General features: G+C 66.7%; 8 protein-coding genes and 1 rRNA gene. 5 read left to right on the plus strand and 4 right to left on the minus strand.

All coding sequences use genetic code 11. From position 1 onward, the window contains the following. Window positions 1-140: 140 nt before the first annotated feature. Window positions 141-255, plus strand: a 5S ribosomal RNA gene (gene rrf, locus IFT63_RS11055). 147 nt (window positions 256-402) lie between these two features. Here the strand turns inward: rrf and IFT63_RS11060 are convergent. Next, window positions 403-2,130, minus strand: a complete 1,728-nt coding sequence (locus tag IFT63_RS11060) for a M28 family metallopeptidase (RefSeq protein WP_042615357.1) — start codon at window positions 2,128-2,130, stop codon at window positions 403-405. 54 nt (window positions 2,131-2,184) lie between these two features. Continuing rightward, on the minus strand, window positions 2,185-2,853 hold the full coding sequence (locus IFT63_RS11065) for a hypothetical protein (RefSeq protein ID WP_249404451.1): 669 nt from the start codon (window positions 2,851-2,853) through the stop codon (window positions 2,185-2,187). A 101-nt stretch (window positions 2,854-2,954) separates the two neighbouring features. On the opposite strand from IFT63_RS11065, the gene IFT63_RS11070 reads away from it, so the two are divergent. Both IFT63_RS11070 and IFT63_RS11075 read left to right on the plus strand, forming a co-directional pair. Then, a complete protein-coding gene (locus tag IFT63_RS11070; protein ID WP_249404452.1) occupies window positions 2,955-4,274 on the plus strand; it encodes a peptidoglycan DD-metalloendopeptidase family protein in 1,320 nt (439 codons plus the stop codon). A 125-nt stretch (window positions 4,275-4,399) separates the two neighbouring features. Beyond that, a complete protein-coding gene (locus IFT63_RS11075; protein WP_192084213.1) occupies window positions 4,400-5,833 on the plus strand; it encodes a S41 family peptidase in 1,434 nt (477 codons plus the stop codon). 78 nt (window positions 5,834-5,911) lie between these two features. Here the strand turns inward: IFT63_RS11075 and IFT63_RS11080 are convergent, their stop codons facing one another. Then, entirely contained in the window at window positions 5,912-6,604 is a 693-nt protein-coding gene (locus IFT63_RS11080) for a rhomboid family intramembrane serine protease (protein ID WP_042615361.1), read from the minus strand. Between the two features lie 221 nt (window positions 6,605-6,825). Here IFT63_RS11080 and IFT63_RS11085 point away from each other — a divergent pair, with 221 nt between their 5' ends. Then, the gene (locus tag IFT63_RS11085; protein WP_042615362.1) at window positions 6,826-8,169 is read left to right on the plus strand and encodes an outer membrane protein transport protein; all 1,344 of its coding nucleotides are present in this window, start codon (window positions 6,826-6,828) and stop codon (window positions 8,167-8,169) included. Window positions 8,170-8,248: 79 nt separating this feature from the next. Then, the gene (gene pnuC / locus IFT63_RS11090) at window positions 8,249-8,827 is read left to right on the plus strand and encodes a nicotinamide riboside transporter PnuC (protein WP_192084214.1); all 579 of its coding nucleotides are present in this window, start codon (window positions 8,249-8,251) and stop codon (window positions 8,825-8,827) included. A gap of 499 nt (window positions 8,828-9,326) precedes the next feature. Here pnuC and putA read toward each other — a convergent pair whose 3' ends face one another. Next, entirely contained in the window at window positions 9,327-12,548 is a 3,222-nt protein-coding gene (gene putA / locus IFT63_RS11095) for a bifunctional proline dehydrogenase/L-glutamate gamma-semialdehyde dehydrogenase PutA (protein ID WP_192084215.1), read from the minus strand. Between the last annotated feature and the right edge of the window lie 14 nt (window positions 12,549-12,562).

A 12,562-nucleotide genomic window follows, 5' to 3' on the forward strand; every position in this document is an offset into this window, starting at 1 on the left:
GTCATCGCCAGGGTTTATACCCAAAAACCCCGCTGCTCACGCAGCGGGGTTTTTCTTTTTTTTGCAGGCACCTGCTTTTCGTGCCTGCCGCCCAAGGGCAACAACGTGAGCTGGCGCATATGCGCTGCTCCCAACGTCTCCCTGGTGAAATCAGCGCTGTGGAACCACCCGATCCCATCCCGAACTCGGAAGTGAAACGCAGCTGCGCCGATGGTAGTGTGGCTCAAGCCATGCGAGAGTAGGTCATCGCCAGGGTTCAAACCAGAAACCCCGCTGCTCACGCAGCGGGGTTTTTTCATGCCCGGTACGCACGCCCGGTAGTGACGGCCGCCGGCCGTCAGACACGCACAAAAAAACGGCGCCCCGAAGGGCGCCGGCGATACACATCAGCCAACCCGGCGCTTACTTGCCTGCCGGAGCGGCCTTGCCCTTCATCATTTCGTCGCGCGCCGCCTTGAACGGGTTGCCTTCGTACCAGTTCGGCCAGCGATCACCGGCGGCCAGTTCCTTGCCCACACCGTGCAGCAACTGCAGGTCTTCGATGGTGCCGTCCAGCTTCCAGGTCGCCGCGTCGAACTCATCCTTCGGGCCGTGGTAACGATTGCGGCCGTAGTCTTCACCGGCCTTGCGGCCCGCTTCCACGCCGCCTTCCAGCAGGTCTTCGCCGCCATCGGCATACAGCGCCGGCACACCCGCCTTGGCGAAGTTGAAGTGATCGGAACGGAAGTAGAACCCGCTCTGCACTGCCGACTCACCATGCAGCGTCCGCCCCTGCGCTACGGCCAGCGGCTTGAGGATGTCTTCCAGCTCGGAACTACCGAAACCGGTCACCGTCATGTCCTTGGCACGGCCGGCCACCGACATCGCATCGATGTTGATCACACCGGCGATCTTGTCCAGCGGGAAGGTCGGATGGGCCACGTAGTACTTGGAGCCCAGCAGGCCCGATTCTTCCAGCGTTACCGCCAGGAACACCGCCGAACGGGCCGGCTTCGGATCCTGGTGCATCATCGCGTCGGCCACTTCCAGGATGCCGGCCACGCCGGTGGCGTTGTCCACCGCACCGTTGTAGATGTTGTCGTCCGCTTCACCCTCATGCTTGCCCAGGTGGTCCCAGTGCGCCATGTAGAGCACGGCTTCATCAGCGCGGCTGCTGCCCGGCAGCACGCCCACCACGTTGCGGGACGTCTTCTCGGCGGTGGTGCTCTTCAGGTCCACCGACAGCTTGGCGTTCAGCGGCACCGGCTTGAAGCCGCGCTTGTTGGCATCCTTGTAGGCCTGCGCCAAGTCCAGCCCGGCACCGGCAAACAGCGCCTTGGCGGCATCGGCACTCAGCCAGCCCTGCACCGGCAGGCGGGCTTCCGGATCATTCTTGGCCGGCAGGTCGTACTGCGGGCCGGCCCAGGAATTCTTGACCACGTCCCAGCCATACGACGCGCCCGCGGTGTCGTGCACGATCAGCGCGGCGGCCGCGCCCTTGCGCGCGGCTTCTTCGAACTTGTACGTCCAGCGGCCGTAATAGGTCATGCGCTTGCCATCGAACAGCTTCGCATCGTCGACATGGAAGCCCGGATCGTTGACGAACATCACTACCGTCTTGCCCTTCCAGTCCTGTCCGGCGTAGTCGTTCCACTGCTGCTCCGGAGCGTCCACGCCGTAGCCCACGAACACGATGTCACTGCCGTCCACCTTCACTTCGGTCTGACCGGTGCGGGTGCCTACCACCATGTCGGTGCCGAACTTCAGCTCGCTGGCCTTGCCTGCCTGGTCGATCTTCAGCGAGGTGGTTTCGTCGGCCGTGGTCTCGGTCATCGCCACGTCCTGGAACCAGCTGTCGCCGTTGCCGGGCTGCAGGCCGATCCGCTGCATCTGGTCGCGGATGTAGTTGACGGTCAGTTCTTCGCCCTTGCTGCCGGGCGCGCGGCCCTCGAATTCGTCCGAGGCCAGCGTCTTGACCAGTTCGGCGAAGTCAGCGGCGTTGATCTCAGGAGAGAACGCATGGGTGCTGGCCGGCGCGGTGGCGGGGCTGGCGTCGGCGGCCGGGGCGGTGGCCGCCGGAGCGGCGTCTTCGCCCTTGCAGGCGGTCAGTGCCGCGGAGAGGGCGAGGCAGAGCAGTAATTTACGGGGCATCATCAGGTCCTGCAGGGAGGGGAGCCGGCCTGCAGGCGCAGGCCTGGCATGGAATCAGTTTTCCGGGGCGGTATCGGTGTCGAACGCCACCGGGGTGGCGCCGGTCACCGTGCCGGTCTTGGCACTGCGGTGCACGTACAGCACCACCTCGCGTTCGAACTGCAGCGCGCCGTTGACCACCGCATTGGGGCCGATGATCACCCGCGGCTTGCGGTTCGGCGTCAGCGAAATGCTGAAGCTGGGCTTCTTGATGTGGATACCTCCGTTGACCACCGAACCGACGCCGACGGTGACGTCTCCGTTGACGGTCTCGATGTCACCGGCAAGCCGGGTTTCGACCAGGCCGATGCCACCGTTGACGGTCTCCACGCTGCCCTCGATCTGGCTGCGGCGGTCGGCGAAGATGCTGCCGTTGACCGTCTCCACGTTGCCGCGTGCGATCACCCCGCCCGCCAGCCGCACGCCGCCGTTGACGGTGGAAATGCTGCCGGTGCGCGCGCCGTCGCCGACCTTGATGCTGCCGTTGACGGTTTCGATGTCGCCGGTTTCCACGCCGTCGTCTACCCGGATGCTGCCGTTGACCGTATCCAGGTCACCGTAGCGCTGGCCCGGTTCGGCGCTGATGCTGCCGTTGACCTTGCTGATGTCTTCCTGTGCCACGGCCGGACTGGCGGCCGCGGCGAGTGCGAAAGCGAGCGCCAGGGTCAGGGATGGGGCTTTCATGAGAGGTTCCTTGTCAGTCACATGCGGCTGGCCGGCCGCCCGGCAAAGATGTCACCATGTTGCCTTGGAAACCGCATCTGCCTGAAGTCACTGGAACGCCCTTGCGCGACACTGCTTTTCCCTCACGCATCGCTAACACCCGCTGGCCCGTGCTGGCGGGCGGGGTGCTGCTGGCCCTCGCCGCTGCCCTGCTGCCGGCGCTGCCCGCCGGTGCCCAGTCCACCCGCGAAGCAGAGCGCAAGCTGCAGAAGCTGCGTACCGAACTGAAGGGCGTTGCGCAGGAGCGCAGGCAGCTGGACAACCAGCGCGGCCAGGCCAGCCGGCAGCTGCGTGAGATGGACGAAAAAGTTGCGCGCACCGGCCGCACCCTGGCAGAGACCGAAGCGGCACTGCAGGAGCAGAACACCGCCCTGGCCGACCTGGAAAAACGCCGCGTTGCGCTGCAGGGTGGGCTGCAGAAGCAGCGCACGGAACTGGCCGGCCTGCTCAACGGAGCCTACCGGCTGGGCAACCACGCGCCGTTGAAGCTGCTGCTGTCACAGGACACCGTGGCCGACGGCAACCGCTCGCTGGCCTACCACCGCTACCTGCAGCGCGAGCGCAGCCAGCGCATCCATGACATCACCAGTGACCTGAAGGAACTGGACACGCTGCAGGCGCAGATCGGGCAACGCCAGCAGCAGCTGCAGTCCACCCGCCAGCAGCAGATGCAGCAGGCCACCGCGCTGGCCAGCGACCGTCGCCAGCGCGAGCAGGCCGTCGCCGCGCTGGACCAACAGTTCAAGGACCGCAGCGAACGCGAAAAGGCCCTGGGCCAGGATGCGAAGGCGCTGGAAACCCTGCTGGCCAACCTGCGTGCCGCCGCCGCACGCGCTGAAGCCGAGCGACGCGCCGCCGCCCGGCGCGCGGCAGCCGAACGCGCTGCGGAAAAGGCCGCAGAAAAGGCCGCCGCAGATCGTGCGGTGGCCGAAGGCCGTCCGCCGCCGCCGCCGCGCGCCACCAAGGTGCCGCCGGTGGCCGCCGCCGCACCGGCACCGCGGGTGGGGGGCCTGGGCTGGCCGTTGACCGGCAACCTGCTGGCCCGCTACGGCGGCAAGCTGCCTGACGGGCGCACCAGCAGCGGTGTGCTGATCGGCGCTGCGGCCGGTAGCACGGTCACCGCCGTGGCCGATGGCACCGTGGTGTTCTCCGACTGGATGACCGGCTACGGCATGATCCTGATCGTGGACCACGGCAATGGCTACATGAGCCTGTACGCGCACAACGACACCCTGCTCAAGGATGCCGGCGCTGCGGTGAAGCGGGGCGATCCGCTGGCCAAGGTCGGCAATTCTGGCGGGCAGGGCGTCACCGCGCTGTACTTCGAACTGCGCCGCGGCGGCCAGCCGGTGAACCCGGACAGCTGGTTGCAGCGTCGCTGAACCGTCGCGCGCGAGGTCGCCGTACATTCAACGGGAATTTACCGGTACCTGACGCATAATCGGGACCTGCATCGGTCGTGCGCGCACTTCACCGGAGCATTCGAATTCGACCCCAGGAGTGCTTCATGCGTGTAGCCCGAACCGCCACCCTGCTGCTGGCCATGATGCCTTCCCTGGCGCTGGCCCAGCAGGCCGAACCCGCCGCGGCCGCCCCTGCCGAAGTCCCCGCCGACGCCAAGCCGTCCACCGCGGCAAGCAATGAAGAAGCGGCTACGTCGAAAGTGCCGCTGGAGGAAATCCGGCGCTTCGTGGGGGTGTACAACGCGGTGCGAGCGGCCTACGTGGACCCGGTCGACGACAAGAAGCTGATGCAGGACGCGGTGCGCGGCCTGCTGCTGGACCTGGATCCGCACAGCACCTACTTCGACAAGGAAGACGCCGAAGCCTTCGACGAGCAGGCCAACGGCGCTTACGAAGGCATCGGCGTGGAGCTGCAGCAGCAGCCGGACAATGCCAGCCTGAAGATCATCTCGCCGATCGACGATACCCCGGCCGCACGCGCCGGCATCCTCGCCGGCGACCTGATCATCGCCATCGACGGCAAGCCGATCAGCGCCATCCAGGCCAGCGAACCGCTGCGTGGCCCGGCCGGCAGCAAGGTGGTGTTGACCATCGTGCGCGACGGCAAGCCCAAGCCGTTCGATGTCAGCCTGGCGCGCGAAACCATCCGCGTGACCAGCGTGCGCAGCCGCATGCTGGAACCGGGGTACGGCTACATCCGCCTGAGCACCTTCCAGGCCGATACCGCGGCCGACTTCCAGAAGCATGCGCGCCAGTTGTCCAAGCAGGCCGGTGGCCAGCTCAAGGGCCTGGTGCTGGACCTGCGCAGCAATCCCGGTGGCCTGCTGACCGCCGCGGTGCAGGTGGCCGACGACCTGATCGAGAAAGGCAACATCGTCAGCACGCGCGGCCGCATAAGCATCAGCGATGCGCGCTTCGATGCCACGCCTGGCGACCTGTTGAAGGGCGCTCCGGTGGTGGTGCTGGTGGACGCCGGTTCGGCCAGCGCATCGGAAGTGCTGGCCGGCGCCCTGCGCGACAACCAGCGTGCGCGGGTGATCGGCAGCCGGACCTTCGGCAAGGGCTCGGTGCAGACCGTGCTGCCGCTGGACAACGGCGATTCGGTCAAGCTGACCACCGCGCGTTATTTCACCCCCAGCGGCAAGTCGATCCAGGCGACCGGAATCGTGCCGGAAGTGGAGCTCAAGCCGGCACCGGTGGAAGGCGAAGACGCCCTGCCGGCGAGCCTGTCCGACTTCAGCGAAGCGACCCTGCCGGGCCATCTGCATGGGGATGGCGAAGGCGAGGAAGGCTACCAGGCCGGCGACGTACTGCCGGGCGACGGCCCGATCAACGACGCACTGGCCGAGCTGAAGGCACCGGGTTCGGTCGCCACGCGGTTGAAGGCCGAAGCGGCCAAGGCGGCAGCGGACAAGGCCGCAGCGAAGCCGGAAGCCAAGCCGGAAGCCAAGTCGACGGAACCGCCGACCAAGCCCTGATCGCGGCAAAGGCGTGACGACCAACGGTCGTCACCCACCCAGGCAGGACGGCCAGCGGCCGTCACTACCGGAAGCGGGTCAGAAGCCTTGGCGCTTGCGCAGCCGGCGGGCGATCGCGGCGCGCACGTACACGCCGTACACCACCCCGAAGCCGAAGCCGGCGATATGCGCCCACCAGGCCACCATGCCGAAGCTCGGGCCGATATGCGCAAACACCACCTGCAGCACCGCCCAGAAGCCGATCAGCAGGTAGGCCGGTGCGCGGACGAACTCCAGGAACAGGCCCAACGGAATCACCACCCCCAGCCGCGCGCCCGGGAACAGCGCCAAGTAGGTCCCGATCAATGCCGATACCGCGCCGCTTGCCCCGATGATGATCTGGTCCGGCGTGCCCATGGTGTAGATCGCCACCAGGTTGGAGAACGCCCCGCCAAACAGGAACAGCAGGATCAGCCGCCAAGGCCCCAGCACGCGCTCGGCCGGTAGCCCGAAGATCAGCAGGAACACCAGGTTGCCGAGCAGGTGCGACCAGTCGGCATGCAGGAACAGCGCGGTGAACAGCCGCAGCACGCTGCCGTCCTGCAGGGTGGCCCACCAGTCCAGCGGCCGCATGAGGCCAGCTGAAAGGGCGCCCCAATCCATCCACAGGCTGTTGCGGGCTTCGTGGGGACGCGAGATCGACCACAGGAACGCCAGCCAGACGGTCGCAAACAACAACGGAGTTGCCCAGCGGAAGGCGGCTTTGCGACGGGAGGGCAGCGACAGGAACATGGGGGCTAGGGTATCTCGACAGCCGATGGCGGAGGTCTGCGCATTCAGTTTTCAAGCTGACAATGCACCCTATCTGTTATTGTTTCATTAACACGTCTGGGTAATACTCGCATACGGCGTCGTATGTCGGGAGGGGAATCCGGCGCGTCCCGCAGGGCCATGGCCCCAGCGGGACGCAGGCGCATGCAGAGCAAACAACCGCTTTCCGGAGAGATAAAACGATGCAAACCGCTTCTACTTTTGCCCGCATTACGATGCTGGCCGTCGGCATTGCCGGCGTACTGGCCGCCACCGATGCGAACGCAGCCGCGTTCCAGCTGGCGGAAAAGAGTGCCAAGGGCCTCGGCCGCGCCTTCGCTGGTTCGGGCAGCGCCGAGGGTGATGCCTCGATCATCGCCGCTAACCCGGCTGGCATGCGCCAGCTCGATGGCCGCGTGATCCAGGGTGACCTGAGCGCGATCAGCTTCAAGGCCGAGTTCGAAGGTGCCGGCCGCAAGCCGACCGGCGCCCCGCAGACCGGTGGTGACGGCGGCGACGCCGGCATGATCGCGCCGGTCCCGGCCGGTTACTTCCACATGCCGATCGGCGAAAAGGCCCACTTCGGCGTGTCGCTGACCGCACCGTTCGGCTTCAAGACCGACTACGACGACGGCTGGGTGGGTCGTTACAGCGGCCTGAAGACCGACCTGAAGGCGATCGACCTCGGCTTTGCGATGTCCTATGACGTCAACCCGTATGTGTCCTTCGGCGCGTCGGTGTTCGTCGAGCACCTGACCATCGAACTGAGCAACAACATCGACTTCGGCACCGCGCTGGCCCAGTCCCGCGTACCGGGCTTCGCCCCGGGCAGCGCCGATGGCAAGCTGACCGTGGAAGGCGACAACAACGCGGTCGGCTGGACCGTCGGTGGCCTGTTCAGCCCGGATGAGAACACCCACATCGGCATCAGCTACCGTTCCAAGGTCGAGCACAAGATCACCGGCGGCGACGCCACCTTCGACGTGCCGTCCAACGCCGCTGCCGTGCTGGCCGTTGCCCAGCCGGGCCGCTTCGTGACCACCAGCGGCAAGGCCACGGTGACCCTGCCGGCGTCGGCCACGCTGAGCGTGACCCACAACATCAACGACCGCTGGACCGTGATGGGTGATGTCACCCGTACTGCATGGTCGACCGCGTTCGACCAGGTGACCATCGACTACGCTTCGGCCCAGCCCGATTCGGTGCTGGAATTCGGCTACCGCGATACCACCTTCGTGTCGCTGGGTACCGACTTCAAGCTGAGCGACACCGTTACCCTGCGTGGCGGCGTGGCCCTGGACCAGACCCCGACCACCGACGCCCACCGCGACGTGCGCGTGCCGGATACCAGCCGCAAGTGGCTGTCGATCGGCTTGGGCTGGGCCCCGTCGGACAACGTCGAATACAACTTCGGCTACACCCACCTGCTGACCAGCGATCCGAACGTGTTCGTGCAGCCGGGCACCAACAACCAGGGCAACTCGCTGACCGGCAAGTACAAGGTCCGCGGCGACGTGCTGGCGGCGTCGATGCAGTACAAGTTCTGATTCCACGCGGCAACGTGTGACAGCAGGACCGGAAAGCCCCGCGCAAGCGGGGCTTTTTCTTTGCGCACTACAATGGCCCATGGATTTTTCAGACCCTGCGTTCCAGCTTGAAATCGCCGCCAACATCGCGGCGGCCGCCTCGATACTGCTGGCCGGGCGCAACAGCGTGCATGGCTGGTGGATGAGCATCATTGCCGGGTTGCTGTTCGCTGCGGTGTTCCTGCAGGCGCGGTTGTACGGGCAGGTGGCGCTGCAGGGGTTCTTCATCGCCGTCGGTGCACTGGGCTGGTGGCAGTGGCTGCGCGGCAACCAGGGCGCGCCGCTGCCGATCACCCGCCTGCGCGCCGCTGCGTGGCCGTGGCTGGTCGTACTGGTGGTGGCGGGCACGTGGGGCTATGGCTGGATGCTGAGCCGCCATACGGACGGACAGGCGCCTTACGTGGACGCGGGCATCCTGCTGCTGAGCATGGTCGGCCAGGTGATGATGATGCGGCGCAAGCTGGAATGCTGGTGGGTGTGGTTGCTGGTGAACACCCTGGCGGTGCCGCTTTACTACGCAGGGGGCCTGCAGCTGACGGCGCTGCTGTACGTCGGCTACTGGATCAACGCGATCGTCGCGCTGCTGCACTGGCGGCGGTTGATGCTGGCTGCGCGCTGACGCGCGCACGGTCAGAAGCGCAGTCAACGTCAACGTCAACGTCAAAAGCTGCAGGGCTGTTTGTTGGCGGGGCGGGGTGGCTGTGCAGGACACGCCGTGAATCCGTCCATGGAGGCTCGCTTTTCGCATCCATGCGAAAAGACGGTCCTGCACAGCCACCCCGCCCCCCCTTCGACAGGTCCATGGGGGCCATGGAACCTTCGGTAGGGCCGACCCATGGTCGGCGGATGTGGGGAGAAAGGGGATCTGATGGTTTCCGCCGAGCATGGCTCGGCGCTACCGATGGCGCCAGGCCACACGCGACAACCCGGCTCTTTTCTTCCCAACCCGCTGGCGGCCGCGGGAAGCTGTCAGGGGTGGGGCGGGTAGGTTGCAGGGGACCGTGTTTTCGCATGGATGCGAAAAGCGAGCCTACAGGGACGTACTTGCGGCGTGTCCTCTGCAATCTACCCGCACCACCCAGCCGCAGAAATCCACACCCGCAGCACAGCGAAAAAAATCAATCGCCCAACGTAAGCAGCGAGGCGTTGCCGCCGGCTGCGGTGGTGTTCACCGTGACGGTTTTCTCGGTGGCGAAACGCAGCAGGTAGTGCGGGCCGCCCGCCTTCGGGCCGGTGCCGGACAGGCCCTGGCCACCGAACGGCTGCACACCCACCACCGCACCGATCTGGTTGCGGTTGACGTACACGTTGCCGACCTGGATGCCGTGGGTGATGCGGTCCACGGTCTCATCGATGCGCGAATGCACGCCCAGGGTCAGGCCGTAACCGGTCGCGTTGATCTGGTCGATCACCGCCTGCAGCTGGTCGCCCTTCCAGCGGATCACGTGCAGTACCGGTCCGAAGATTTCCCGGTGCAACTGGCCCAGGTCCTTCAGTTCGTACGCACGCGGCGCGAAGAAGGTGCCGTGCGCGGCGTCATCGCCGAGCGTGGCGGCGGCGATCAGGCGGGCTTCGGCGTCCATGCGCACGGCATGGTCCTGCAGGATCTGCAGCGCGTCGGCATCGATCACCGGGCCGACGTCGGTGGACAGTTCGCCCGGGTCGCCGACCTTCAGTTCCTTCATCGCGCCGGCCAGCATGGTCATCACCTTGTCGGCGATGTCGTCCTGCACGAACAGCACGCGCGCGGCCGAACAACGCTGGCCGGCCGAAGTGAACGCCGAACCGATCGCATCCTTGACCAGCTGTTCCGGCAGCGCCGACGAATCGGCGATGAAGGCGTTCTGGCCGCCGGTCTCGGCGATCAGCACACCGATCGCGGCATCGCGTGCGGCCATCGCGCGATTGATCGCACGGGCGGTATCAGTGGAACCGGTGAAGGCCACGCCGGCCACGCGCGGGTCGGCGGTCAACGCCGCACCGACAGTGGCACCGTCGCCCGGCAGGAACTGCAGCACGCCTTCCGGCACGCCCGCATCCAGCAGCAGCTTCACTGCGTAGTAGCCGATCAGGTTGGTCTGTTCGGCCGGCTTGGCGATCACGCTGTTGCCCGCCGCCAGCGCCGCGGCGACCTGGCCCAGGAAGATCGCCAGCGGGAAGTTCCACGGGCTGATGCACACGAACACGCCGCGGCCATGCAGCTGCAGTTCGTTGGATTCACCGGTCGGGCTGGGCAGCTTTTCAGCATGCGCGAACTGCTCGCGTGCCTGCTTGGCGTAGTAGCGCAGGAAGTCGACCGCCTCGCGCACTTCGGCCACGCCGTCGGGCAGGCTCTTGCCGGCTTCCTTCACGCACAGCGCCATGAACTCGGCGATGCGTGCTTCCAGCTGGTCGGCGGCGTGTTCCAGGATCGCCGCGCGGCTGGCAGCGGGGGTACGGTTCCAGGCGGGCTGCGCTGCAACCGCGTTGGTCAGGGCCTTCTGCACGGTCACATCGTCGGCCGCCTGCCACTGGCCCACCACCTGGCGGTTGTCGGCCGGATTGGTCACCGGCAGCGTCGGGCCGGTCAGGTTGGCACCGGGCACCAGCGGGGTGGCATGCCATGCTTTCACGGCACTGTTGAGCTGCCCGGCAAGGTCGCGCAGTGCGTTGTCGTTGGCGAGGTTGATGCCCATGGAATTGGTCCTGTGGTGGTTCTGGCTGCGCAGCAGGTCGACCGGCAGCGGGATCTTGGGGTGCGGGATGGAGGCGAACGAGCTCACCATTTCCACCGGATCGCGGACCAGCTCGGCAATCGCCACGCGGTCGTCGGTGATGCGGTTGACGAAGCTGGAGTTGGCGCCGTTTTCCAGCAGGCGACGCACCAGGTAAGGCAGCAGGTCCTCGTGCGAGCCGACCGGCGCGTAGACGCGGCACGGCAGGCCAAGGCGATCGGCCGGCACCACTTCGGCGTACAGGTCATCGCCCATGCCGTGCAGCTTCTGGTGCTCGTACATACCGCCCTTGGCGATGCTGCGGATCGCCGCGATGGTGTGCGCGTTGTGGGTAGCGAACATCGGATAGATCGCATCGCCATGGCCGAACAGGCGCTTGGCGCAGGCCAGGTAGGACACGTCGGTGTTCTGCTTGCGGGTGAACACCGGGTAGCCCGGATAGCCTTCGATCTGCGCGCGCTTGATCTCCGCGTCCCAGTACGCGCCCTTGACCAGCCGTACCTGCAGGCGACGGCCGTTGCGGCGGGCCATGTCGGCGAGGAAATCGATCGTGTACGGGGTGCGCTTCTGGTACGCCTGCACCACCACGCCGAAGCCATCCCAGCCGGTCAGCGAGGCATCGGAGAACACCGCATCGATGATGTCCAGCGACAGCTCCAGGCGGTCGGCTTCTTCAGCGTCCACCGTGCAGCCGATGCCGTAGCTTTTCGCCAGCTGCGCCAGCTCCAGCACGCCCGGCACCAGGTCGTGCAGCACGCGGGCGCGCTTGGCGTGCTCGTAGCGCGGGTACAGCGCGGACAGCTTGATCGAGATGCCCGGGGCGTTGTTGACGTCGCCATCCGGGCGACCGCCGCGTGCCTTGTGGTCACCGCCGATGGCATGGATCGCGCGGCGGTAGTCCTCCAGGTAACGCAGGGCATCCTTCATGGTCAGCGCGCCTTCGCCGAGCATGTCGAACGAATAGCGGTAGCTGGCGTTGTCACCCTTGTGCGAACGCTCCAGCGCCTCGCCGATGGTGCGGCCCATGACGAACTGATGGCCCATGATCTTCATCGCCTGGCGCACGGCCAGGCGGATCACCGGCTCGCCCACGCGGCCCATCAGGCGCTTGAACGCGCCCGGCACGTCGGCACGGGTGAGGTCGTTGATCTGTACCAGCTTGCCGGTCAGCATCAGGCCCCAGGTGGAGGCGTTGACCAGCACCGAGTCGCTGCCGCCCATGTGCTTCTTCCAGTCCGCATCGGCCAGCTTGTCGCGGATCAGCTTGTCGGCGGTGTCCTGGTCCGGGATGCGCAGCAGCGCTTCGGCCACGCACATCAGCAGCACGCCTTCCTCGCTGCCCAGGTCGTACTGGCGCATGAAGGCTTCGATCGCGCCCTGGTCCTTGGCGCGCACGCGCACGCGGGCCACCAGGTCGGCGGCCAGCGCCTGCACCTGCGCCTGTTCGTCGGCCGGCAGGCGCGCCTGTGCCAGCAGTTCGGTCACGTGGGCCGCCTCGTCCTTCAACCAGGCATCGGTGATGGCCTGACGGAAAGCGGAGGGAGATGCCGGCAGTTCCGGCGACAGCAGCACGTTGGCCGGCGGCGCGGAGCCGGGGGCAGCGGGCGAAAGAGTAGGTGCGTTCATGCCGGTCCGGCCAG

The organism is Stenotrophomonas sp. CFBP 13724 (genome assembly GCF_014841975.1).
GTDB classification, from domain to species: domain Bacteria; phylum Pseudomonadota; class Gammaproteobacteria; order Xanthomonadales; family Xanthomonadaceae; genus Stenotrophomonas; species Stenotrophomonas lacuserhaii.

What these genes read in the sequence shown, in the direction of transcription:
- IFT63_RS11060 (WP_042615357.1), bottom strand. Translation starts at nt 2,130, where the DNA reads ATGCCCCGTAAATTACTGCTCTGCCTCGCCCTCTCCGCGGCACTGACC.
- IFT63_RS11065 (WP_249404451.1), bottom strand. Translation starts at nt 2,853, where the DNA reads ATGAAAGCCCCATCCCTGACCCTGGCGCTCGCTTTCGCACTCGCCGCG.
- IFT63_RS11075 (WP_192084213.1), top strand. Translation starts at nt 4,400, where the DNA reads ATGCGTGTAGCCCGAACCGCCACCCTGCTGCTGGCCATGATGCCTTCC.
- IFT63_RS11080 (WP_042615361.1), bottom strand. Translation starts at nt 6,604, where the DNA reads ATGTTCCTGTCGCTGCCCTCCCGTCGCAAAGCCGCCTTCCGCTGGGCA.
- IFT63_RS11085 (WP_042615362.1), top strand. Translation starts at nt 6,826, where the DNA reads ATGCAAACCGCTTCTACTTTTGCCCGCATTACGATGCTGGCCGTCGGC.
- pnuC (WP_192084214.1), top strand. Translation starts at nt 8,249, where the DNA reads ATGGATTTTTCAGACCCTGCGTTCCAGCTTGAAATCGCCGCCAACATC.
- putA (WP_192084215.1), bottom strand. Translation starts at nt 12,548, where the DNA reads ATGAACGCACCTACTCTTTCGCCCGCTGCCCCCGGCTCCGCGCCGCCG.